Annotated in this window: 18 protein-coding genes; 7 read left to right on the top strand and 11 right to left on the bottom strand. The window is 74.7% G+C overall.

The window, feature by feature from the left end; genetic code table 11:
* From AC4BGE_RS05505 to AC4BGE_RS05485, 5 genes are read right to left on the bottom strand one after another with little or no spacing between them, the layout of a single operon-like run.
* A complete protein-coding gene (locus AC4BGE_RS05505) occupies positions 1-1848 on the bottom strand; it encodes an N-acyl-D-amino-acid deacylase family protein (protein ID WP_490574614.1) in 1848 nt (615 codons plus the stop codon).
* A gap of 60 nt (positions 1849-1908) precedes the next feature.
* Positions 1909-2706 (bottom strand): UbiA family prenyltransferase, encoded by a 798-nt coding sequence (locus AC4BGE_RS05500; RefSeq protein WP_490574613.1) that lies wholly within the window; start codon positions 2704-2706, stop codon positions 1909-1911.
* Complete coding sequence (locus AC4BGE_RS05495; RefSeq protein WP_490574612.1) at positions 2703-3728, bottom strand: NAD(P)/FAD-dependent oxidoreductase; 1026 nt, start codon at positions 3726-3728, stop codon at positions 2703-2705. The genes AC4BGE_RS05500 and AC4BGE_RS05495 overlap by 4 nt, the downstream gene beginning before the upstream one ends.
* Positions 3721-4269: an isoprenylcysteine carboxyl methyltransferase family protein gene (locus AC4BGE_RS05490; protein ID WP_490570476.1), complete on the bottom strand. Its 549-nt coding sequence runs from the start codon at positions 4267-4269 to the stop codon at positions 3721-3723. Before AC4BGE_RS05490 ends, AC4BGE_RS05495 begins: the two co-directional genes overlap by 8 nt.
* The gene (locus AC4BGE_RS05485; RefSeq protein ID WP_490574611.1) at positions 4266-5330 is read right to left on the bottom strand and encodes a type III polyketide synthase; all 1065 of its coding nucleotides are present in this window, start codon (positions 5328-5330) and stop codon (positions 4266-4268) included. The genes AC4BGE_RS05490 and AC4BGE_RS05485 overlap by 4 nt, the downstream gene beginning before the upstream one ends.
* A 123-nt stretch (positions 5331-5453) precedes the next feature.
* On the opposite strand from AC4BGE_RS05485, the gene AC4BGE_RS05480 reads away from it, so the two are divergent.
* Positions 5454-6635: a PAS domain-containing sensor histidine kinase gene (locus AC4BGE_RS05480; protein ID WP_490574610.1), complete on the top strand. Its 1182-nt coding sequence runs from the start codon at positions 5454-5456 to the stop codon at positions 6633-6635.
* A gap of 19 nt (positions 6636-6654) precedes the next feature.
* Here AC4BGE_RS05480 and AC4BGE_RS05475 read toward each other — a convergent pair whose 3' ends face one another.
* Genes AC4BGE_RS05475 through AC4BGE_RS05465 form a run of 3 tightly spaced genes read right to left on the bottom strand, consistent with a single transcriptional unit; the run spans position 6655 to position 9019 of the window.
* Positions 6655-6927, bottom strand: a complete 273-nt coding sequence (locus AC4BGE_RS05475) for a hypothetical protein (RefSeq protein WP_490570473.1) — start codon at positions 6925-6927, stop codon at positions 6655-6657.
* A gap of 9 nt (positions 6928-6936) precedes the next feature.
* Complete coding sequence (locus AC4BGE_RS05470; protein WP_490574609.1) at positions 6937-8349, bottom strand: sensor histidine kinase; 1413 nt, start codon at positions 8347-8349, stop codon at positions 6937-6939.
* Positions 8342-9019 (bottom strand): response regulator transcription factor, encoded by a 678-nt coding sequence (locus AC4BGE_RS05465; protein ID WP_490570471.1) that lies wholly within the window; start codon positions 9017-9019, stop codon positions 8342-8344. The genes AC4BGE_RS05470 and AC4BGE_RS05465 overlap by 8 nt, the downstream gene beginning before the upstream one ends.
* A 145-nt stretch (positions 9020-9164) precedes the next feature.
* Here AC4BGE_RS05465 and AC4BGE_RS05460 point away from each other — a divergent pair, with 145 nt between their 5' ends.
* Positions 9165-10172, top strand: a complete 1008-nt coding sequence (locus AC4BGE_RS05460) for a hypothetical protein (protein ID WP_490574608.1) — start codon at positions 9165-9167, stop codon at positions 10170-10172.
* A 34-nt stretch (positions 10173-10206) separates the two neighbouring features.
* Here AC4BGE_RS05460 and AC4BGE_RS05455 read toward each other — a convergent pair whose 3' ends face one another.
* Positions 10207-10386 (bottom strand): hypothetical protein, encoded by a 180-nt coding sequence (locus tag AC4BGE_RS05455; RefSeq protein ID WP_490570469.1) that lies wholly within the window; start codon positions 10384-10386, stop codon positions 10207-10209.
* 100 nt (positions 10387-10486) lie between these two features.
* Between AC4BGE_RS05455 and AC4BGE_RS05450 the strand changes: the two genes are divergently transcribed.
* Positions 10487-10864, top strand: coding sequence for a hypothetical protein (locus AC4BGE_RS05450; RefSeq protein WP_490570468.1), 378 nt, complete (start codon positions 10487-10489; stop codon positions 10862-10864).
* Positions 10865-10965: 101 nt separating this feature from the next.
* Positions 10966-11973: a hypothetical protein gene (locus AC4BGE_RS05445; protein ID WP_490574607.1), complete on the top strand. Its 1008-nt coding sequence runs from the start codon at positions 10966-10968 to the stop codon at positions 11971-11973.
* A gap of 37 nt (positions 11974-12010) precedes the next feature.
* Here AC4BGE_RS05445 and AC4BGE_RS05440 read toward each other — a convergent pair whose 3' ends face one another.
* Positions 12011-14542, bottom strand: coding sequence for a GAF domain-containing SpoIIE family protein phosphatase (locus tag AC4BGE_RS05440; protein WP_490574606.1), 2532 nt, complete (start codon positions 14540-14542; stop codon positions 12011-12013).
* Between the two features lie 91 nt (positions 14543-14633).
* Positions 14634-15251, bottom strand: a complete 618-nt coding sequence (locus tag AC4BGE_RS05435; RefSeq protein ID WP_490574605.1) for a DedA family protein — start codon at positions 15249-15251, stop codon at positions 14634-14636.
* A 113-nt stretch (positions 15252-15364) separates the two neighbouring features.
* On the opposite strand from AC4BGE_RS05435, the gene AC4BGE_RS05430 reads away from it, so the two are divergent.
* From AC4BGE_RS05430 to treY, 3 genes are all read left to right on the top strand, one after another.
* The gene (locus AC4BGE_RS05430; RefSeq protein WP_490574604.1) at positions 15365-17509 is read left to right on the top strand and encodes a PP2C family protein-serine/threonine phosphatase; all 2145 of its coding nucleotides are present in this window, start codon (positions 15365-15367) and stop codon (positions 17507-17509) included.
* Positions 17510-17630: 121 nt separating this feature from the next.
* Entirely contained in the window at positions 17631-19805 is a 2175-nt protein-coding gene (gene glgX / locus AC4BGE_RS05425) for a glycogen debranching protein GlgX (protein WP_490575072.1), read from the top strand.
* Positions 19802-24007 carry a malto-oligosyltrehalose synthase gene (gene treY, locus AC4BGE_RS05420; RefSeq protein WP_490574603.1) on the top strand — a complete coding sequence of 1402 codons (4206 nt, stop codon included), beginning with the start codon at positions 19802-19804 and terminating at the stop codon, positions 24005-24007. Before glgX ends, treY begins: the two co-directional genes overlap by 4 nt.
* Positions 24008-24009 lie beyond the last annotated feature (2 nt).

Below are 24009 nucleotides of genomic sequence, written 5' to 3'. Positions count from 1 at the left end.
TCATGCCCCGCGGCTCACGGGGTGCGCCGTCCGAGCGGCCACCGGAGCCCGGTCGACCGCGCCCGCCCGCAGGAACCGGCCGGTCCGCTCGCGGTCCACCAGGTCGGTGGGCGTGCCGTGGCGGAACACCGTGCGCCCGCCCACCATCACCAGCGGCACCGCCGCGTCGTTGCGGTTGACCATCCGCGAGAGCCCGCCGTACTGCTCGCAGGGCTCCTCGGCGTAGGCCTCGACCGTCTCGTCGAGACGGGCGGGGTCGACCAGCATCAGGTCGGCCCGGTCGCCCACCCGCAGGTGACCGGCGTCGATCGCGTACCAGTCGGCCAGCTCGCCGGTCATCCGGTGCACCGCCCGCTCCACGGTGAGGAACGGCGAGCCCGCCCGCTCGGCGTCCTGGACGTGCTTGAGCAGGCGCAGCCCGAAGTTGTAGAACGCCATGTTGCGCAGGTGGGCCCCGGCGTCGGAGAACCCCATCTGCACGCCCTTCTCGGCCGCGATCTTGCGCAGCACCTCGGGCCGGTGACCGGAGATGGTGGTCCGCCAGCGCACCGCGGTGCCGTGCTCGACGACCAGGTCGAGGAAGGCGTCGACCGGGTGCTGGCCGCCGCGCTCGACGCCGACCTGGCCGAACGACTTGCCGACCACGTCCGCGTCGGGGCAGGCGGTGATCTCGGCGTCGAAGAAGTCGCGGTGCCACACCCGCGGGGAGTACTTCGACTCGTAGTCCTTGCGGAACGCCGCCCGGTAGGCCGGGTCGCGCATGAGCTCGTCGCGGGCGATCCTCTCGCTCAGGTGGAGCGCGGCCGCCCCCGCGCCGAACTCCTCGAAGATGACCAGGTCGATGCCGTCGGCATAGACCTCGAACGGCACCGGGAGGTGCTGCCAGCGGAAGTCGCCGCCCAGGCGGTTGACCACCGCGGCGAGCCCGCGCATCAGGTGGATGACGAACGGGATCGCCTTGAGGTCGGCCGCCGAGAGCAGGCTGGTGCGCAGCGGCCGGCGGCCGAGGGCCCGCAGGCCGATCGAGTGCAGTGCCTGCACCACGACGGTGTGCGGGTGGGAGGCGTCCGGGCCGGCCTGGAGCACCCGGTCGCGGCGGCGCAGGATCGACCGGAGCCGGCGCATCTCGCGGCTCCTGGCGAAGGTCGAGGGCAGGGTGCGGGAGCGGCACAGGTCGCCGTCGAGCTTGTCGAAGAGCAGCTGCTGGGCCGACATCCCCACGAAGCCGGCGTCCAGCGCGGAGGCGAGCATCTCCTCCATCCGGCGCTGCTCGGCCGGGCTCGGGCGCTCCTCGGCGCGGGTGGCGCGGTCCAGGCCCATGGTGGCGGTCCGGATGTCGGAGTGACCGAGGAACGCCGCCAGGTTGGGGCCGAGCGCCAAGCCCTCCAGCGCCTCGACGTAGCCGGCCGCGTCGCGCCAGGACCTCGCATCCTGCAGGTGGTCGATGACGTGCTGGCGGGGGATCGCCTCGACCCGGCCGAAGAGGTCGCCGGCGTCCACGCTGTCGACGTGCACGGTGGAGAGGGAGCAGGAGCCGATCAGGACGGTGGTCACGCCGTGGCGCAGCGACTCGCGCAGCGAGGGCCCGCGCAGCACCTCCACGTCGTAGTGGGTGTGGATGTCGATCATCCCGGGCATCAGCCAGCGCCCGGCGGCCTCCACCACCTCGGGGCAGCCGGTGGTGTCGAGCGGGTCGGCCGAGACGGCGGCGACCAGCCCGTCGCGCAGCCCCACGTCGCGCACGCCCGACGGGCCGCCGGTCCCGTCGAACCAGCGGGCCCGGCGGATCACCGTGTCGAACGGCGGCGCGGCGCCGGACGCGACGGGGCTGGATGTGGCGTGGGTCACGTCGGAGGTCATGGGTCATGGAAGCGCCGGCCGGCGCCCCTGTCAAACGAGCCGCCGGGCTCAGCGGGCCGCGACCACCAGGACCGCGTCGACCAGCGCGATCGCCACCGCCGCCCGGAAGGGGGTGCGGCCGCGCGCGAGCACCGCCACCGCCCCCAGCACGAGGACCACCACCAGGGCCGCCACGACCAGCGGTCGCGGCGCGGACGAGGCGCCGACGGCGACCACCACCGAGGCGGCGACCAGCACCGCGGCGGCGGCCAGGGTCGACCGGCGGGCGCCCAGCCGGTGCGGCAGCCCGTGGACGCCGGTGGCGGCGTCGTCGGCGAGGTCGGGGACGGCGTTGACCACGTGGGCGCCGACCCCCAGCATCGCGGCCGCCGCCGGCACCCACCACGGCGGCAGCGCGGGCTCCGCGCCGGCCAGGGCCACGAAGACGGTCAGGCCGCCGAAGGCCGCGGCATAGGGAAGCCAGGAGAGGACGCTCGACTTCAGGCCCAGGTTGTAGGCCCAGGCCGCCGCCACGCACCCCAGGTGCACCAGCCCCGCCGCCCAGCCGCAGGCCAGCGACAGCACCACGGTGGCCAGCACCGCCGCCGCACAGGCGGCCCGGGTGAGCCGCACGTCGAGCTCGCCGGTGGCCAGGGGCTTGTCGCGCCGCCCGACCGCCAGGTCGCGGCGCCGGTCGACCAGGTCGTTGGACCACCCCACGCTCAGCTGGCCCGTGAGCACCGCGGCGGTGACCAGCGCGACGCGCCCGGGCCCCAGGCCCCCCGCGACCGCCAGCGCCGCCGCCAGCACGGTGACCGCCAGGGCCGGCCCCGGATGGGTGGCCCGGGCCAGGGCGGCGGCGCTCACACCGGCCTCGCCAGCTGGTCGACCGCGGCCCCGAAGAGACCGGGCAGCCGGCCGGCGACCGGCACGATGGCCCGGCGGGCCGTCCGCGAGCGGGTGGCGGCGAGCAGGCCCCGGGTCAGCAGGTCGTGGCGCCGGCCCAGCCGCCGGGCCCTCGTGTCGTAGCCGGCCGGGTCGCCGGCCACCACCGCCCGGACCGCCGCCTCCGCCTGGGCCGCTCCCAGGGCGATGCCCTCGCCGGTGAGGGCGTCGACGTAGCCGGCCGCGTCGCCCACCAGCAGCACCCGCCCACGGGAGCGCGCCCGCGCCCGCTGGCGCAGCGGGCCCGCCCCCCGGACCGGACCCCCCGGGTGGCCCCCCACCCGGTCCAGCAGCGCGGGGAAGGCGGCCAGCAGCTCCTCGAAGGGGAGGCGCCGGGCGCTGAGCACCGCGACGCCGATCTCGCCGGGGCTCACCGGGGTCACGTAGGCCTCGGCCTGCGCCGACCAGTGCACCTCGACGAAGTCGGTCCAGGGCGCGACCTGGAAGTGGCGGCGCAGGCCGTAGCGGCGCGGGCCGCGCGGGCGCTCCTCGAGGCCGACCAGGCGCCGCACCGGCGAGTGCAGGCCGTCGGCGGCGACCAGGAAGCGGGCGGGCTCCCCGTCGACGTGCAGGTGGTCGCCGGTCTCGAGGACCTCGCGCACGGCCGCGTGCTGCACCTCGACGCCGGCCTCGGCGACGCGCTCGCCCAGGGCGGCGTGGAGCCGGGTGCGCCGTACCCCCAGACCCGGGCCGTGCCGGAACGGCGCCTCGGCGGCGTGCCCGTGGCCGTCGAGGTAGCGGATCCCGGCCAGCGGCTGGCCCTCCAGCCGCACCCCGAGGTCGCCGAGCCGGGCCACCGCGCCGGGCATCAGGCCCTCGCCGCAGGCCTTGTCGACCACCCCGGCCCGGGGCTCACGGACCACCACGTCGAGCCCGGCGCGGGCGGCGTACAAGGCGGTGGCCAGGCCGATCGGCCCGCCGCCGGCGACGACCAGGTCACGCATCACGCGGGGTCCTGGGGGAGCGGGCCGGCAGCGTGGCCAGCGCCTCCTCCTCCACCCGGATCCGGACCCGGAGCAGGACGGCGTCGGCGAGGGTGAAGACCAGCGCGGTGATCCAGCAGCCGTGCACCAGGGGCAGGGCGACCCCCTCCACGACCACGGCCACGTAGTTGGGGTGGGAGAGCCGGCGGTAGGGGCCGGAGGTCACCGGCGGCAGCCCGGGCACCACGATCACCCGGGTGTTCCAGCGGCGGCCGAGGGTGGCGATGCACCACCAGCGCAGCGCCTGGGCCGCGACGACCAGCGCCAGCATCGACCAGGCCAGGGGCGCCGGGACGTCGGGCCGGCGCCAGAACGCCTCCACCAGCATCGCCACCAGGAAGCCGGTGTGCAGGAGCACCATCACCGGGTAGTGACCTCGGCCGCTCTCCACGCCGCCGTGGGCGAAGCTCCACGCGGCGTTGCGCCGGGTCACCACCATCTCGGCGAGCCGCTCCAGGGCCACCAGCAGCACCAGGACCACGAAGGCCGTCAGCGAGGTCACGGGCGAGGGTCCTCGGGCGCCCGCAGCAGCACCAGCTCGGAGCAGAAGCCCGGTCCCATGGCCATCAGCATGCCGAAGGAACCCGGCTCGGGGGGCCGCTCGCGCAGGGTGTCGGCGAAGACGTGGAGCACCGAGGCCGAGGAGAGGTTCCCGATCCGGCGCAGCGAGTCGGTGGTCAGCGCCAGGTCGTGGTCGGTCAGCTCGAGGGTGTCGCGCAGCGCCTCGATCACCTTGGGCCCGCCGGGGTGGCAGACCCAGAAGCCGACGTCGTCCCGGGTGAGTCCGTGGCCGGCGAGGAAGCCGTCGACGTCGTCGCGGACGTAGCGGCCGACGATCGCGGGGACCTGCGCGTCGAGCACGATCCGCAGACCGGTGCTGCCGACGTCGAAGCCCATGGTGCGCTCGGAGCCGGGATAGAGCCGGCTGCGGCTGTCGACCACCCGGACCGCTCCGCTGCGCGACGCCCCGGCGCCGACCAGCGCCGCGGCGCCGTCGCCGAAGAGGCCGCTGGCCACCAGGTTGGCCACCGAGACGTCGTCGCGCTGCACCGTCAGCGAGCAGAGCTCCACCGCGACCAGCGCGGCCACCTCGTCGGGGTGGCCGACCAGGTAGTCGTGGAGGCGGGCGGTGCCGGCCGCCCCCGCCACGCAGCCGAGCCCCACCAGCGGGAGCCGCTTCACGTCGGGGCGCAGCCCGACCACCGCGGCGATCCGGGCCTCCAGCGACGGGACGGCCAGCCCCGTCACCGTCGCGGAGACGATCAGGTCGACGTCGCTCGGCGCCAGGCCCGCAGCCGCCAGCGCCTCCTGCAGGGCCCGTGCGCCCAGGGCGACGGAGTGCTCGAGGAAGAGGTCGTTGGCCTCGTCGAACGAGGAGAGCTCCGCGTACTGCTCCAGCGGCAGCACGAGGTGGCGCTGCTCGACGCCGGCGTTCGCGTGCAGGGCCCGCATCTTGCGCTCGTCCAGGGCGCCGCGTGCCACCACCCTGGCCATCGCGTCGGTGATCTCGCGCTGGCGGTGACGGTGCGGAGGCAGGGCGCCCGCGACTGAGAGGATCTCCATGGTCGCCCACCGGTACCCGGTTGCGGCCCCGGTCAGTCCGGCCCATCTCGGGGATACCTGTCCCGGAGCCCGGTGCCCTGACTTAGGGTCGGACGCGACGGGGCACCTTTTCGGGAGGGTCGCATGGAGCAGCGCCGGCAGCCGGGACCGGTCGTGGGGCAGCAGAGCCTCCGCTCGTGGGCGGGGTTCTCCTGTGCCGAGGACCGGGAGCGCTACCGGTCCCTGTTCACCCACACCCCCCACGCCGCGTTCGCGCTCGACCTCGAGGGCCGCTACCAGGCGGTCAACCGGGTGAGCAGCGAGCTGACCGGCTACACCGAGGACGAGTTCCTCGCGATGGGTTTCGAGCGGCTCGTCGCCCCCGCCGACCTCGACCGGGTGGTGGAGGCCTTCGGCCGGGTCGTCGACCGGCACCCCTCCACCGTGGAGTGCGAGCTGCTCCGCAAGGACGGCACCACGGTCGAGGTGGTGATCACCGGGGTGCCGGTGATCGTCCACGACGAGGTGGTCGGGGTCCACGGCATCGTCGAGGACGTCACCGCGCCCAAGGGCGCGCTGCGCGAGCTGGAGCAGGCCCGCAAGGACGCCGAGGACGCCAACACCGCCAAGTCGCTCTTCCTGGCCAACGTGAGCCACGAGCTGCGCACGCCGCTGGCCGCCACGATCGCCGCGCTGGAGATGCTCGAGGACGTCGAGATGGCGGCCCCCGGCCCGATGCTGCTCGGCACCGCCCAGCGCTCCGGCGAGCGGCTGCTCCGGCTGGTCGACGACCTGCTCGACTACATCAGCCTGGCCACCGGGAGCGCCGAGCTGAGCAGCGAGCCCTTCGACCCGCGCGAGATGCTGGAGCGCCTGCACGCGCAGGTCGCCCCGGAGGCCGAGCGGCGCGGACTGACGGTCTCGGTGGAGGTGGACCCGGCCGTCCCGCAGACCCTGATCGGCGACCCGCCGAAGCTCGCGCAGATGGCCGACATCCTGCTGGAGAACGCCGTGAAGTTCACCGACGAGGGCGAGGTGCGGGTGCGGCTCGGCCTGGTGGATCCCGGCCCGGAGCGGGTCGCGCTGTGCCTGGAGGTCGCCGACACCGGCATCGGGATCAGCCGCGAGCGGCAGGCCACCCTCTTCGACCCGTTCATCCAGGGGGACGGGTCGATGACCCGGCGGCACGGCGGCACCGGCCTGGGGCTGGCGGTCTTCCGGGAGCTGGTCGGGCTGTACGCCGGCAGCTACCGGCTGACCAGCGCGCCGGGCGAGGGCACGACGGTGGCCGTCACCCTCGCGCTGGCGCGGCCCCCGCAGGCCTGAGGCGGACGGTCGGGCGGGCTCAGCGACCGGAGCCGCGCAGCCGCCGGACCCCGTCGCGGACGACGGCGACCAGGAGCCACCCGCCGTAGAGGGCGACGAGAACCGCGGCGAGCACCCCGCCCACCACCAGGCCGTCCATGCCGGCCACCAGGTAGCCGATCCACGCGCCCAGCAGCACCGGCAACGAGACCAGCACCACCCCTCGGGCGTCGTCCCAGAGGTCCTGCACGCCCTGGCGCAGGAAGCCGGGGTGCTCGGGGAGGGGCGCGCGACCGTCGTCCGGGGTGCTCACGCAGCGAGGCTAACGGCTGGCGGGGAGGTGCACCACGAGCCGCGCCCCTCCGGCCGGGGACTCCTGGACGCCGACCCGCCCTCCGTGCGCCTCCACGGTCGAGCGGACGATGGCCAGGCCCAGGCCGCTCCCGCCGTCGTCGCGGGCCCGGGCCTCGTCGAGCCGGACGAACCGCTCGAAGACGTGCTCGCGCTCGCCCTCCGGGATGCCGGCCCCGTCGTCGTCGACGACCAGCACCGCCTCGGTCGGGGCGGCTCGCAGCGAGACCCGGACCGTGCTGCGGGCGTGCCGGACGGCGTTGTCGAGGAGGTTGCGCACCACCTGACCGAGCCCCACCGGGTCGCCGAGCACCCGGGCCGGCTCCACCCCGGAGGCGTCGACTCGCAGGTCGTCGCGGCGCACGGCGCGGGTGGCCGTCAGGACGAGGTCGTCGAGGTCGACCTCGCGACGGGGCACGACGGCGCCCGCGTCGGCGCGGGTGAGCAGGAGCAGCTGCTCGACCAGACGCTGCATCCGCAGCGACTCCTCGAGCACCGCCTCCGCCAGCTCGCCCTCGGCCAGCGCCCCGGGGTGTGCCGTGGCCACCTCCGCGGTCTGCCGGATGCCGGCGAGCGGGGAGCGCAGCTCGTGGGAGGCGTCGGCGACGAACTGCCGCTGCCGGTCCTGGGAGGCCTGGAGGCGGGCCAGCATCTGGTTCATGGTGCGGGCCAGCCGGTGCACCTCGTCGCGCGACCCGGGCTCGGGCACCCGGCGGTCCAGGCGGTCCCCGGTGATCTGCTCCACCTCGCGACGGATGCGCTCGACCGGCGCCAGGGCGCGCCCGACCACCACCCAGGTCACCCCGGCGACCACCAGGAGCACCAGCGGGAGGCCCACGGCCAGCGGCGGGAGCAGGGCGGTGATCGAGTCGTCGACCTCCTCCAGCGAGACGGCCGCGACCACGGTGCCCGGCTCGTCGCCGGAGAGGTCGGCCTCCTCGGCGACGACCAGGTGGTCGTGCTCGGCGCCCGGCAGCCGGACCCGGCTCCGGTCCTCGGCGGGGAGGGCGGGCAGTCCGGGCGGCGAGGAGCGCAGCACCCGTCCCCGGGCGTCGAGCACCTGCCACAGCACGGCCCCGTCGTCGAGCGCGTCCTCCACCGCGTCGTCGGCCTCGTCTTCGTCGGCCTCGTCTTCGTCGCGCTCGTCCGAGCGGCCGTCGTCCCGTCGCGGGAGCTCGGCGGGGAGGTCGCCGGAGTCGACCTGCTCGGCGACGGCGGTGGCGCGCTGCTCCGCGGTGCGCTCCGCGCCCTCGAGCAACGACCCGCGGACCATGGCGACCAGCGCCGCGGCACCGGCCAGCAGGGCGAGCGCCACCACCACCGTGGCGGCGGCCGTGGTGCGCAGCCGCACCGAGGACCGGGCGGCCCGCCCCCGCTCAGCCACCGTTGCTCGCCAGCCGGTAGCCGGCGCCGCGCAGCGTCTCGATGGCCGCGCGACCGAAGGGCCGGTCGATCTTGTTGCGCAGGTGGCGCACGTAGACCTCGACGATGTTGGGGTCGCCCTCGAAGTCGACGTCCCAGACCGAGTCCAGGATCCGGGTCTTGGAGAGCACGTCGCCCTTGTGCCGCACCAGGAGCTCGAGCAGGGAGAACTCCCGGGAGGTCAGCTCGAGCTCGGTGTCGCCGCGCCACGCGCGCCGGGCCGCAGGATCGAGCCGCAGGTCGCCGGCCTCGAGGAGGGTGGGCCGCTCCCGCGCGCCCCGGCGGATCACGGCGCGCAGCCGCGCCACCAGCACCGGGAAGGAGAACGGCTTGGTCAGGTAGTCGTCGGCGCCGGTGTCCAGCCCCTCGACCTGGTCCCACTCGCCGTCCTTGGCGGTCAGCATCAGCACCGGCGTCCAGTTGCCCTCGGCGCGCAGGGTCTCGCAGACCTTGTAGCCGTTGATCCCGGGGAGCATCAGGTCGAGCAGGATCGCGTCGTAGTCGTGCTCGCGCGCCAGCCAGAGCCCGTCGGTGCCGTCACCGGCCACGTCGACCGCGAAGCCCTCCGCCTGGAGACCCACTTGCAGCGAGCGCGCCAGTCGCTTCTCGTCCTCGACGACGAGCACCCGCATCCCACTCTCCCGCCTGGCGGTCCGGACCTGACCTTCGTCATTGTGCGCCCGCCGGCTGAATGCGCGCTGAACGCGGGGCCGGCGAGGGGTACCCTGCCTGCGGCCGCACGGTGGGGAGGCGCGGCCCGCGCCGGAGGGGGATGCGATGACCAGGACACGAGCAGCGACGACGTGGCGGGGAAGCCTGATCGGCGTCCTCCTGACCGCCTGGCTGGCGGCCCTGCCAGCGCCTTCCGCCGGTGCCGCCGACCGGCCCATGCTGTCCGCGGTAGGCGTGCAGGTCACCTCGCCCGGGCACCTGCAGGTGCGGGTCGCCGGCACCGTCTTCGACCCCGAGCCGGTCGGCGGCCCCACCGAGGTGCACATCTACGTCCACTACCTGGACGCGAAGGGCGAGGTCACGGGCTCGTCGAGGCACGTGGCTCACCCCGACGCCCAGATGCAGGTCGACGTCACGGTGAAGGCGGACCGGGGCGGTGACGTGATCGTCGACGTCTGGGCCGTCGACCCGCGGCCGGACGGCCAGGGCTTCTACCTGTTCACCACCCGGGACAGGGTGCCGCCCTTCCAGGTGATGATCGACACCAGGCCGCCGGTCACCACCATCACCTCGGGTCCCGCCCCGGTGGTCGAGGTGGAGGCCGGGACGACCCGCTCGGTCCCGTTCACCTTCACCGCCGACGAGCCGGGCGCCACCTTCACCTGCGCCCTCGACGCAGGCGGGTGGGCGCCGTGCGCGAGCCCCGCCACGGTGCAGGTCGGCGTCGGCAGCCATGTCTTCAGCGTGCGCGCCAAGGACCCCGCCGGGGTGCAGGGCGAGCCGGTCTCGCACGCCTTCAGCGTGGTGCCCGCGACCGCGCCGCCGGCGCCCCCGGGCCCGCCCCCGGGCGCAGGGGTCTCGGTCAAGGCCAAGGCGGTCAAGAAGAAGTCCCGGCTGCAGGTCCGGGTCACCCCGGGCAGCGCCGAGGTCGACTACGCCTTCGTGGTGCAGCGAAAGGCCGGCAAGAAGTGGAAGCGCGTGAAGCGCTCCACCACCCGCGGCGCGAAGGAGCAGCAGCTGCTCGACCTGCGCAAGGGGCGCTACCGGGTGCTGGTCCCGGCCCAGCACGGGATGGCCGCGGCCCGCAGCAAGGTCGTGCGCCTGCGCCGCTGAGGCCGCTGGGGGCCCTTGAGGGCCGCTGAGTCGCTCAGTCCGCGGGCACCAGGAAGTAGGTGCCCAGCAGGTAGAGGGCGATCAGGGCGGCGAACAGGGCGACGGTCACCAGCAGCGGCTTCCACGGTCCCTTGCGGGGCCCGTTGAGCGGCTGGTCCGTGCTCGGCCTGCTCCGCTCCTCGTGCTGGTCGCCGATGTCGTCGCTCTCGCGCATGTCGTCCGTCCACCCTTCCCGCGCGGGCTCTCCGCGCCGACGCCGACGTACCCGGTCTGCCACGACTCCATCCGTTCGGGTCAGCGGGCATGCTGGAGGCATGCGATTCACCGAGCACGAGCTCACCACCGCACTGACCACGGCGGCCAAGGCCGTGGTGGCCGCCCGCCGCAAGGACGTCCGCAAGGGCCGCACCACGGCCGACGAGGTGTGGGAGTCGATGGACCGTTACGCCCGCTACCAGGTCCTCGAGGGGCTCGGCGACCAGCTGCTGCCCGTCCTCGCGGCGCTCCCCGACGTGGAGGTGGCGCCCGGCGAGCGGCCCGCCTTCACCGACGCCCAGGTGCTGGCGGCCGTCGAGGAGCAGCTCGGGGACGAGGGGGGCAGGCTGCGGCGCCGGGTGGTGGTGGCCGCCCGGGTGGCCCTGGTCAAGCAGGCGCTCTCCGGCCTCCCGCCGCGCCACGCCGTCCCCGAGTGAGTCCACCCCCGCCTCGCGTCGCGCCGCCGGGAGACGGGGAGCGGTAGCCTGCCGCCGGCACCGGCACACCGACGAGTCGGCGCCCGACGGAGGGGGAGCCGATGAGGGGAAGAGGTCGCCGGGTCGCCCGGGCCATCACGGGCGCGGTGCTGCTGTCCGCGGGGCTGGTCCTCGTGCCGGCGCCGTCCGCCGTCGCGGCCGTGCCGGTCGTGAGCGACGGGCCGATGCAGATCACCTCCCCCCAGGACCGCAGGATCCGGGTGACGGGCCGGGTGGTGGACCCCGACGTCGCGGGACCGGTGAGCCTGATGATCTGGGTGCTCGACGACACCCCGGAGCCGGAGGCGTTCAAGACCGACGTGCTCGGCAACCTCGACGTCGTGGTGGAGTCGGACCGGGGCGGCGACGTGGCGGTGGACGTCTACGCGTTCGACCGGCACCCCGACGGGTCGTTCGTGCTGGACGCCGAAGGGCGCCTGGTCACCGAGCAGATCGTGGTCAAGCGCCGGGTCAACGTGGCGCTCGACACCGTCCCTCCGGCCACCACCATCACCTCGGCCCCGGCCGCACGGCTCGAGGTGGAGGCGGGGGCGACGCGCTCGGTGGCCTTCACCTTCGTCGCCGGCGAGGCGGGCTCCACCTTCACCTGCAGCCTGGACGGCGGCGCCTGGGTGGCCTGCTCCAGCCCGGCCACCGTCGCCGTCGCCACCGGCGCCCACGTGTTCCGGGTGCGGGCCAAGGACCCGGCCGGCAACCAGGGGGAGCCGGCGGTCCACGCCTTCGACGTGGTCCCGGCGGTCCAGCCCCCGGTTCCCGGGGTCGTCGAGCCGCCCGCCCCCGTCCCGGTCCCGGTCTCGGTCTCGGCGACCGCGGTGCGGAAGAAGTCGCGGCTGCGGGTCCGGGTGACCCCCGGCAGCGCCGAGGTCGACTACGCCTTCGTGGTGCAGCGCAAGGCCGGCAAGAAGTGGAGGCGCGTGAAGCGCTCCACCACCCGCGGGGCGAAGGGGCAGCGGGTGCTGAACCTGTCGAGGGGCCGCTACCGGGTGGTGGTGCCGGCCCAGCACGGGATGGCCGAGGGACTCAGCAAGGTCGTCCGGCTGCGCCGCTGAGCGCGGGTGCGCAGGCAGGTGGGAGGGCGCCGGCCGCTCAGGCAGGCGTCCGGGTGACGCGGACGGCGACCAGGGCGACGTCGTCCTCGGCGTGCTGGGGCAGCAACCGCCTGAGCAGGCCGTCGAGGAGCGTGGCGAGGTCCGGCGCCGTCGTCACCAGCTCGGCGACCACCTCGCGCAGCTCCTCGATGCCGTCGTCGAGGTCCTGCCCGCGCCGCTCCACCAGCCCGTCGGTGTAGAGGAGCAGCAGGGCGCCGGGCGGCAGCAGGTAGGCGTGGTCGTCCCGCTCGAAGTCGGCGTCCAGGCCGAGCAGCAGGTCGGGCTGGACCGAGCCCAGGACCTCGACGAGGTAGCTGCCCTCGTCGGTGGGCAGCAGGACCAGGGCGGGCGGGTGGCCAGCGTTGGACCAGTGCAGGGGCAGGGAGCCGTCCGGGCCGGGGGTGCCGAGACTGGCCACGATCGCGGTCGCGGTGCTCTCGACGCTCAGGGCCTCCATCGCCCGGTCCACGCTGCGCAGCACCTCGGCGGGGGTGCCCTGGCTGGTGACGGCGATGCCGCGCAGCAGGCCGCGGACCTGGCCCATCGCCCCCGCGGCCTCGACGTCGTGGCCGACCACGTCGCCGATCACGACCATGAGGTCGTCGTCGTCGGGCCGCACGAAGGCGTCGTACCAGTCACCGCCGACCTGGGCGGCCTCCGCGGCGGGGGCGTAGCGCACCGCCACCTCGACCCGGTCCGAGCGCGGCGGGTCGGTCAGCAGGCTGCGCTGCAGCCCCTCGGCCATGTCGCGCTGGGCGGAGTAGGCGCGGGCGTTGTCCAGGGCCAGCGCGGCCCGCCCGGCGACGTCGTCGAGCATCTCCAGCGTCTGGGGGGTGAACGGCTCGCGGTCGGCGCTGCGGCCCACGGTGAGCAGGCCGATGACGCGGCCGCGGCGGACCATCGGCACGAAGGCGGCCTGCTCGGGGTCGAGCTCGCGGTAGCGGTCGACCGCCGGCCCCGGAGCCATCCGGGCGGTGACGGTCTCGCGCGCCCGTTCGGCGACCAGGGTGGTGCGGCTCTTGAGGGCGCGGGCCTGGAAGGAGTCCTCCAGCAGGGCCGGGATCCGGGCCCGGGCGTAGTGCTCCAGGGCCTCGCGCATGGCCGGGTCGCGGTGCCACCAGCCGAGGTCGCGCAGGTTGCGCCGCCAGTCCTGGCCCTCCAACGGCTCCGGGCCGTCGGCGACGGTGACGATGCACCAGTCGCCCTTCTCGGGGACCAGCACCTTGGCCAGGGCGGCCACGCCGCGCTCGGGGTCCAGGGTGCGGGTGAGGGCGGAGGTCACCTCGGCGAGCAGCCGGGCCCGGGTGGCGCTGTGGGCCAGCTCCTGCTGGACCCGGCGCCGCTCGGTGATGTCGAGGAAGTAGACCGAGAGCCCGTCCGGGGAGGGCCAGGCCCGCACCTCGTACCAGGCGTCGAGCGGGGGCGGGTAGTAGGCCTCGAACTCCTCCGGCCGACCGGTGTCGGCCGCCCGGCGGTAGCGGGTCTCGAAGTCGGTGCCGAGGGCGTCGGGGAACAGCTCCCAGATCACGCCGCCGGTCAGGCGCGAGGTGACCGCGCCGAGCATCCGCTCCGCCTCGGGGTTGACGAAGGTGAAGCGCCAGTCGGTGTCGAGGTGGAAGAAGGCCGCCGGCATCGCCTCGAGGATGCGGGCCACCCGGGCGTCGCTGTCGCGGACCAGCGTGGAGTCGAAGGCCGCGCCGACGAGCCGGGCCGCGGCACCGTCCTGGCCGACCAGGACGTTGCCCCGGGAGGTGACCCAGCGCACCGTGCCGTCGTCCTGGACGATGCGGTAGTCGGCGGCGAACTGCCCGCAGGTCGCGATGGCGTCGGTGAGCAGCGTCCCGACCCGGTCGCGGTCCTCCGGGTGCACCCACTCCTGGAAGGCCTCGATCGTGCCGCCGAAGGACTCCTGGTCGGTGGCGAAGAGGTTGAGGAGGCGGTCGTCCCAGCGCAGCCGGCCCGAGCGCAGGTCCCAGTCCCAGGCGCCGACCTCGGCGGCGTCGACCGCCAGTTGCCAGACCAGCCGGTCGTCCTGGTGGCTGGTGGCCAGCGCCGCGAGGCGCAGCTCGGCCGACATCGTCTCGGCGAGCAGCTCGAGCATGGCCACCTCGTGCTGCTGCCACTCGCGCGGTGAGGTGTCGAGGACGCAGAGCGCCCCGACGGTGTGGCCGTCGGCGACCAGCGGGACGCCCAGGTAGGCGCCCACGTCGCCCGCGACCACCGGGGGCAGGTCGTTGACCCGGTCGTCGTGCGCGGCGTCGGAGACGACCAGGGGACCGTCCGTGCGCAGGGTGACCGCGCAGAGGGCGTCCTCGGAGGGCCGCTTCATCAGCTGGCGGTGCGGGCTGCGGCCGAGACCGGCCATCACCGTGGTGAGGTCGGGCAGCAGCGTGACCTGCGCACGGGTGGCGCGGAGCATGGCAGCAGACAGCTCGACGAGGCGCTCGACCCGGTCGGTCCCGCTGTCCCCGGCCGGGGCCGAGACGAGATCGACGAAGGTCGAGGACTGCGCAGGCGTCGTCTCAGGCATCAGGGCTTCCTCCGGGGCTCGGCACAGTCTCACACGCCGGAGCCGAGAATCCGCCCTGACTGCGCAACCAGCTCCGAGCCGGTCGGCAGGCTCACCAGCGGCGGCGACCCCGGCGGCCTCGGACGCGCCGGACCAGGAGCCAGCCGAGCGCCAGCACCAGGACCCCGAGCAGCACCCGGGAGGCCCCGCCGACGTAGCCCTCCACCAGGTGCCACTGCTCACCGAGCTCGTACCCGGCGCCGATGAGCAGCGCGTTCCAGGCCAGCGACCCGAGGGCGGTGAGGGCCACGAACGCGGGCAGGGGCATCCGGTCGACGCCCGCCGGCACCGAGACCAGGCTCCGCACCCCCGGCACCAGGCGGCCCAGGAGCACCGCGGCCCGGCCGTGCCGGGCGAACCAGTCGATGGCCCGCTCGACCTCGTGCCGACCGACCAGCGGGAGCCTGTCGGCCAGCTCGAGCACCCGCTGGACCCCCCAGGCCGCACCGGCCCAGTAGAGGAGGAGGGCGCCGAGCACCGAGCCGGCGGTGGCCCAGAGCACCGCGGCGACCAGCCCGTAGTGGCCCAGGCTCGCGGTGTAGCCGGCCAGCGGGAGCACCACCTCCGAGGGCACCGGCGGGAAGACGGTCTCCAGCGCGGTGGCCAGGCCGACGCCGGGAGCTCCGACGGCTCGCATGATCGCCACCAACCAGTCGAGTACGCCGTCCATCGGCGCGGTCGTACCCCGCGTCGGGACCCGCGACTCCCGCCCGGAGTGCGACGGGGCTCACGTCTGTGTGCGAACCGCCACGCGGAGGGCGTCCTGCTCGGTACCCTTCGGCCGTGCCGCCACCCCCTCATCGCGCCGGCGAGACGGTGCGTGCCGTCGCCGGGCGACAGCACCTGCTGCTGGTGGCCGGCTCACGCGCCGAGTCCTACGCCCTCGACGACGTGCCCGGCCCGCGCTGTGACGATGACGACGTGGAGCGGGCGCTGGCCGAGCACCCGGACGTCGACCTCGTGGTCGTCGGGTCAGCGGTGGCCCGGCCGGCGGCGCTGGTCCGGCTGGTGGGGCGGCTGGCCCCCCGCGTGCCGGTGGTGCTGATCGTCTCCCCGAGCCGCGAGATCGCGGTGCGCTACGAGCTCTCAGCCCTGGACTCGCCGCCGCGCGAGACGACGGTGGTGACCGGGATCGACGGGCTCCGGCAGGCGGTCACCACCGGGCTGGCCCGGGTGCGGACGCGGCGTGCCCCCGGCCCCCTGGTGGCGACCCTCGGCCCCGCGACCGCCGCGCCCGCGGCGCCCGCCGTCGACCTCGGGTCCCTGCTCGACCAGGCGCCGGTGGGCGTCGTGCTCTGCGAGCCCGACGGCCGGCTTCGCGGCTGGAACCGCCGCGCGGCGGTGCTGCTGGAGCTGCCCGGGCACGGTGCCGGACCCGGCCTCGACGTGGTGCTGGCCGACGCGCTGCCGCTGCTGCGGGCGGTCACCGAGCCCGACGGCGGGGAGGACCCGGTCGAGCTCGGGCTGGTGGCCGTCACCCCCGGCGGACGCCACCTGGAGGTGACCGCGGTGGCGACCGAGGCGGTGGCCGGCCGGTACGCGGTGCTGCTGCTGCTGGTCGACGTCACCGACCAGCGGCGTGCCGAGCGCGAGCGGCGGCGGCTCAGCGCCCAGGTCGACCTGCTGGGCCGCACCTCCGAGGCGCTGGTGAGCAGCCTGGACATCGACGAGGGGCTGGAGCAGCTGGCCGCCGTCCTGGTGCCGGAGTTCGCCGACTGGGTGAGCATCCAGCTCGCCGACGAGCTCGGGGACCTCAGCCTGGTCACCGTCCGGCACCGCGACCCCGCCCTGGAGGCCACGGTCGCGGAGGTCGAGCGGCTCCAGGCCGACCGTGCCTCCGACGAGGCCCCGAGCCGGCGCGTGGTCCGTGGCGCCGGCCCGCTGCTGCTCACCCAGATCGACGAGGAGGAGCTGACCCGGTCGGTGGACGACGAGACGCTGCGCGCCCACTTCCGCACCCTCGGCGTCTCCAGCCTGATCGCGGTGCCGCTGCCCGGCCGCGACGGCATCCTCGGCTCGCTGGTGCTGGTGCGCGACGAGTCGCGCGGGGCGTTCCGCCGCTCCCACCTCTCGGTCGCGGTGGAGGCGGGACGCCGGGCCGGCATCGCCTTGGACAACGCCCGGCTCTACGCCCGCCAGCACGAGCTCGCCGGCGAGCTGCAGCGCAGCCTGCTCACCGCGCCCCCGCAGGTCTCCCACGGCCGGATCGCGGTGCGCTACGTGGCGGCCGCGCACGAGGCCCAGGTCGGGGGCGACTGGTACGACGCCTTCGCCCAGCCCGACGGGGCCACGGTGCTGGTGGTCGGCGACGTCATCGGCCACGACCGGCGGGCCGCGGCCGGGATGAGCCAGATCCGCGGGCTGCTCCGGGGCATCGGCTACACCACCGGCGAGGGCCCGGCCGGCCTGCTCGCCCGCGCCGACCAGGCGATGGCGGGGCTGGCGATCGAGGCGATGGCCACCGCGCTGGTGGTCCGCCTGGAGCCGCTCCCGGCCGTCCGGCCCGCCGAGCTGGAGCTCTCCTGGTCCAGCGCCGGGCATCCGCCGCTGCTGGTGCTCACCCCCGACGGCGAGGTGCGGGTGCTGGTGGACGACGGTGGCGAGGACGACGTCGACCCGGGTCCGGACCTGCTCCTGGGGCTCGACCCGCAGACCCCGCGGAGTGCCTCCCGGGCCCGGGTGCCGGACGGCTCGATCCTGCTCCTGTACTCCGACGGGCTGGTGGAGCGCCGCGGCGAGGACCTCGACGAGGGCATCGCGCGGCTCGCCGACGCGCTCTCGCTGGGCCCGGACGAGGAGTCCCTGGAGGGCCTGTGCGACCGGGTCCTCGAGCAGCTGCTGCCGGTGGAGCCGGAGGACGACGTGGCGCTGGTGGCGATGCGCCTGGTCGCCGGGGAGAACGCCGTCGACGGGGTCGCCGGCGTGTGACGTGACCGTGGGTGTGTGGCCCCCGGACGGTGGGTACCACCCGGTTGGAACGTTCAACATGCATCACGTCACCGCCTCGGTCCTCGCGCTCGAGGCACCCCTCGACCCCAGGAGCGCGCACGTGCAGGTCTGGCCCGGATCCGCCTACCCCTTGGGGGCGACCTACGACGGGAGCGGCACCAACTTCGCGCTCTTCAGCGAGGTCGCCGAGCGCGTCGAGCTCTGTCTCTTCGACCTCGACGACGACGGCAACCGCGTCGAGACCCGGGTGGAGGTCACCGAGGTCGACGCCCACGTCTGGCACTGCTACCTGCCGCTGGTCCAGCCCGGCCAGCGCTACGGCTACCGGGTGCACGGGCCCTACGACCCCGCCAACGGCCTGCGCTGCAACCCCAACAAGCTGCTGCTCGACCCCTACGCCAAGGCCACCGACGGGGAGATCGAGTGGGACCAGGCGCTCTTCGGCTACGACTTCGGCGACGAGGACAGCCGCAACGACGACGACTCCGCGCCCTTCATGACCCTGGGCGTGGTGATCAACCCGTTCTTCGACTGGGAGGGCGACCGGCAGCTGCGGGTGCCCTACAACGAGTCGGTGATCTACGAGGCCCACGTCAAGGGGCTCACCCAGCTCCATCCCGACGTGCCGGAGGAGCAGCGCGGCAGCTACGCCGGGCTGGCGCACCCCGCGGTCACCGACCACCTGACCAAGCTCGGGGTGACCGCGATCGAGCTGATGCCGGTCCACCAGTTCGTCCAGGACTCCACCCTCCTGGAGAAGGGCCTGCGCAACTACTGGGGCTACAACACCCTCGGCTTCTTCGCCCCGCACGCCGAGTACGCCGCCAACCGCGACGCCGGCCACCAGGTGCAGGAGTTCAAGGCGATGGTCAAGGCGATGCACTCCGCGGGCATCGAGGTCATCCTCGACGTGGTCTACAACCACACCGCGGAGGGCAACCACCTCGGCCCGACGCTGAGCATGAAGGGCATCGACAACCCGGCCTACTACCGCACCGTCGACGACGACAAGCGCTACTACATGGACTACACCGGCACCGGGAACTCCCTCAACGCCGGCAACCCCCACTCGCTCCAGCTGATCATGGACTCGCTGCGCTACTGGGTCACCGAGATGCACGTCGACGGCTTCCGCTTCGACCTCGCCTCGGCGCTGGCCCGGGAGTTCTACGACGTGGACCGGCTGGCCACCTTCTTCGAGCTCGTCCAGCAGGACCCGGTGGTCAGCCAGGTCAAGCTGATCGCCGAGCCGTGGGACGTCGGCCCCGGCGGCTACCAGGTCGGCAACTTCCCGCCGCAGTGGACCGAGTGGAACGGCAAGTACCGCGACACCGTGCGCGACTTCTGGCGCGGCGAGCCGGCCCTGGGCGAGTTCGCCTCCCGGCTGGCCGGTTCCTCCGACCTCTACGAGCACTCCGGCCGCCGGCCCTTCGCCAGCATCAACTTCGTCACCGCCCACGACGGGTTCACCCTGCGCGACCTGGTCTCCTACAACGAGAAGCACAACGAGGCCAACGGCGAGGACAACAACGACGGCGAGAGCCACAACCGGTCGCAGAACTTCGGCGTCGAGGGCCCCACCGACGACATCGAGGTGCTGGCGATGCGCGCCCGCGCGCAGCGCAACTTCCTCGCCACCCTGCTGCTGAGCCAGGGCGTGCCGATGATCGCGCACGGCGACGAGATCGGCCGCACCCAGGAGGGCAACAACAACACCTACGCCCAGGACTCCGAGATCTCCTGGGTCAACTGGGAGCGCGCCGACTGGCCGCTCGCCGAGTTCACCGCCGCGGTGGCCCGGCTGCGCCGCGAGCACCCGACCTTCCGCCGCCGGCGCTTCTTCACCGGAGACACCGTCCGCACCGGCGACGGCGAGCGGCTCAACGACATCGTGTGGCTGCACCCCGACGGGGAGCCGATGCAGGACGGTCAGTGGACCGAGGAGGGCGCCCAGGTGATCGGCATGTACCTCAACGGCCACGGGATCCCCGGGCTGGACACCACCGGCACCCCGTTCGTCGACGACCACTTCCTCCTCTACTTCAACGCCGGGGAGGCGCCGGTCGACCTGGTGCTGCCCGCCGAGGAGTACGCCGCCTCGTGGGAGGCGGTCGTCGACACCGCCGCGGCCGAGATCTCCCGGACCCCGCTCAAGCCCGGCGAGGGGCTGACCCTGGAGGGCCGCAGCGTGCTGGTGCTGCGCCAGTACGACACCCCGGAGGCGGAGCCGGAGACCTCGGTCGCCGCCTCCCTGATGGCGATGGCCGAGCAGTGAGCGCCCCGGACCCGGGACGCCGCGTCCCGCGCAGCACCTACCGTCTCCAGGTCACCGAGGAGTTCGACCTCCTCGAGGCGGCCCGTGCCCTGGCCTACCTGCACGAGCTCGGCGTCGACTGGGTCTACCTCTCCCCGCTGCTGGCCTCGGAGTCGGGCAGCAGCCACGGCTACGACGTGGCCGACCACCGCGCGATCGACCCCTCGCGGGGGCGCGCCTCGGGGCTGGCCGCCCTGGCGGCGGAGGCACAGCGTCTGGGGATGGGGGTGCTGGTCGACATCGTGCCCAACCACGTCGGCATCGCCAGCCCCTGGCAGAACGAGTGGTGGTGGCACGTGCTCACCCACGGGGCGGAGTCGCCGTACGCCGGCGCCTTTGACATCGACTGGGACGCCGGCGGCGGCCGGCTGCTGATCCCGGTGGTCGGCGACGACGACCTTGTCGAGGTCGACGGGGTGACCCGGATCAAGAACCTGAGCGTGCTGGCCGGCGAGCTGCACTACCACGGCCACCGCTTCCCGCTGGCTCCCGAGAGCGTGCAGGCGCTGGGCCCGCACGAGGCCGACGCCGACGAGGTGCACGCCCGGCAGCACTACGAGCTGGTCAGCTGGCGCCGCGCCGACACCGACCTCAACTACCGCCGCTTCTTCGCGGTCAACACCCTCGCCGCGCTGCGGGTCGAGGAGCCGGAGTGGTTCGAGCGCTCGCACGCCGAGATCCGGCGCTGGTTCGACGAGGGGCTGGTGCAGGGGCTGCGCGTCGACCACCCCGACGGCCTGCGGGAGCCGGCCGGCTACCTCGAGGACCTCGCCGAGCTGACCGGCGACGGCTACGTGCTGGTCGAGAAGATCCTGCACCCCGGCGAGGAGCTGCCCGCCTCCTGGCGCACCGACGGCACCACCGGCTACGACGTGCTGGCGCTGGTCGACCGGGTCTTCGTCGACCCGGCCGGCGAGGAGCCGCTGGACGCCCTGGAGGCCCGGCTGCGCGGGGCCCGGGTCGACTGGCGCGCGATGGTGCACGACTCCAAGCGGGCGATCGCCGACGGGATCCTCCAGGCCGAGGTGCGCCGGATCTCCCGGGAGGTCGCCCACGTGCTCGCCGCGCAGGAGCAGCGCGTCCCCGAGCCCGCCGAGCTGGCCGACGCGGTCGCCGAGCTCCTGGCCTGCTTCCCGGTCTACCGGTCCTACCTGCCGGAGGGGCACGCCCACCTCGAGCGGGCGCTCGCCGAGGCCCGCCGGCACCGCCCCGACCTGATCGCGGTGCTCGACGTGGTCGGCCCGGTGCTGGCCGACGGCGCCGCCGACCCGGCGCTGCGGTTCCAGCAGACCAGCGGCATGGTGATGGCCAAGGGCGTCGAGGACACCGCGTTCTACCGCTGGGCCCGGCTGACCTCCCTCAACGAGGTCGGCGCCGACCCCGCGATCTTCGCCGTCGCCCCGGGCGACCTGCACGAGGCGATGACCCGGCGGCAGGCCGACTGGCCGCACGCGATGACCGCGGCCTCCACCCACGACACCAAGCGCGGTGAGGACACCCGCGCCCGGATCACCGTGCTCGCCGAGATCCCCGAGCAGTGGGCGGCCGCCCTGGACCGCCTCCTCGAGCTGGTGCCGGTGCCCGACGCGGGGTTCGCCAACCTGCTCTGGCAGGCGATCGTCGGCGCCTGGCCCTCCGCGCTGGAGGAGCCGGTGCAGCCCTACCGGGAGCGGCTCCACGGCTACGCGGAGAAGGCGATGCGCGAGGCCGCCCAGGGGACCACCTGGACCGCGCCCGACGAGGAGTTCGAGGCGGCGATCCACCGGTGCGTCGACGCCGTCTTCGACCGCCCGGAGGTCTACGCGGTGGTCGCCGAGCTGGTGGAGGCGCTGTCGGCTCCCGGATGGGTCAACTCGCTGGGCGCCAAGCTGGTCGGGCTCACCGTGCCCGGCGTCCCCGACGTCTACCAGGGCAGCGAGCTGTGGGAGCAGAGCCTGGTCGACCCCGACAACAGGCGTCCCGTCGACTTCTCGCGCCGGATCGGGCTGCTGGAGAAGCTCCGGCTGGGCGAGCGCCCCCACGTGCACGCCCACGCCGACGACGACGGCGCCGCCAAGCTGCTGGTGACCCACGTGGCCCTGACCGCCCGCCGCGACCACCCCGAGTGGTTCGAGGGCTACCGGCCGCTCACCGCGCACGGGCCGGCGGCCGACCACGTGCTGGCGTTCTCCCGGGGTGCCGACGGGCCCGGCGCGATCACCGTGGCGACCCGGCTGCCCGTCGGCCTGGTGCGCGCCGGCGGCTGGGGCGAGACGGCGTTGGAGCTCCCGCCCGGCCAGTACGTCGACCTCCTCACCGACCGCCGGGTCCGTCCGGACAGCGACGGCTTGGTCGAGGTGGCCCACCTGCTCGCCGACTACCCGGTGGCCCTGCTGGTCCCCGACACCTCACGCGGCCGCGGTCGCTTCGACGTCTGGGCCCCGCACGCGGAGTCGCTCGAGCTCGTCGTCGGCCCCGAGGGGTCGCGCCGCACGGTGGAGATGGAGCGGTCCACCGGTGGCGAGCACGACGGCTGGTGGCACCCGGTGGGGCCCGAGCCCCTCGGCGAGGTCGACTACGGCTACCGGATCGACGGCGGCGACCACCTGGTCTTCGACCCCCGGGCCCGGCGGCTGCCCCACGGGGTGCACGGCCCGGCACGCACCGACGACCCCGCGGCGTACGCCTGGCAGGACGACGGCTGGACCGGCCGGCAGCTCGCCGGCTCGGTGATCTACGAGCTCCACGTCGGCACCTTCACCCCCGAGGGCACCCTGGACGCCGCGATCGGCCGGCTCGACCACCTCAAGGAGATCGGGGTCGACCTGGTCGAGCTGCTCCCGGTCAACGGCTTCAACGGCACCCACAACTGGGGCTACGACGGCGTGGCCTGGTTCACCGTGCACGAGGCCTACGGCGGCCCCGCGGCCTACCGCCGCTTCGTCGACGCCTGCCACGCCGCGGGCCTGGGTGTGATCCAGGACGTCGTCTACAACCACCTCGGCCCGTCGGGCAACTACCTGCCCCTCTTCGGCCCCTACCTGTCCAGCGAGGGGCGCAGCACCTGGGGCGAGCACCTCAACCTCGACGGCGAGGGCAGCGGCGAGGTCCGGGCGCTGATCCTGGACAACGTGCGGATGTGGCTGGAGGACTTCCACGTCGACGGCCTGCGGCTCGACGCCGTGCACGCGCTGCCCGACTCCTCCGACACCCACCTGCTGGAGGAGATGGCGGTGCTGACCGCGCGGCTCTCGGCCCGGCAGCGGCGTCCGCTCACGCTGATCGCCGAGTCGGACCTCAACGACCCGCGGCTGATCACGCCGCGCGAGGGGGGCGGCTACGGCCTGGACGCGCAGTGGAGCGACGACTTCCACCACGCCGTCCACGTGGCGCTGACGGGGGAGACGACCGGCTACTACGCCGACTTCGCCCCGCTCTCGGCGCTGGCCAAGGTCTGCGAGCGCGGGTTCTTCCACGACGGCACCTGGTCGTCGTTCCGGGGCCGCGAGCACGGCCGCCCGGTCGACGTCGAGCACATGCCCGGCTGGCGGCTGGTGGTCTGCAACCAGAACCACGACCAGGTGGGCAACCGGGCGGCCGGAGACCGGCTCACCGCCCACCTGGACGACGACCAGCTCGCCGTCGCCGCCCTGCTCACGCTCGCCGGTCCGTTCACCCCGATGCTGTTCCAGGGGGAGGAGTGGGCGGCCTCCACGCCGTTCGCCTTCTTCACCTCCCACCCCGAGCCGGAGCTGGGGCGGGCCGTCTCGGAGGGCCGGGTCAAGGAGTTCGAGCGGATGGACTGGGACGTCTCGACCGTCCCGGACCCTCAGGACCCGCAGACCTTCCTGGCCTCCAAGCTGGACTGGTCGCAGGCCGAGGCGGGACGGCACGCCGTGCTGCTGGAGGTCTACCGGTCGCTGGCGGCGCTGCGCCGCGAGCTGCCCGACCTGACCGACCCCGACCTGCGCCGCACCTCGTGCGAGTACGACGAGGACGCGCGGTGGTTCGTGATGTCGCGGGGCGAGGTGGCGGTGGCGGTCAACTTCTCCGACGAGCCCGTCACCGTCGACCTCGGGGGCGACCACGTGGTCCGCTGGGCGACCCCCGCGGGAGCGAGCGCCGTCCCCGGCGGGGTGGAGCTCCCGGCCCACGCCGGCGCGGTGCTGCTGCCCCTGGACTGAGC

The sequence above is a fragment of the Nocardioides sp. Z50_6 genome, assembly GCF_058215755.1.
The sequence above is the reverse complement of the archived record's forward strand: the minus strand, read 5'-3'. Positions and strand labels throughout refer to the sequence as shown.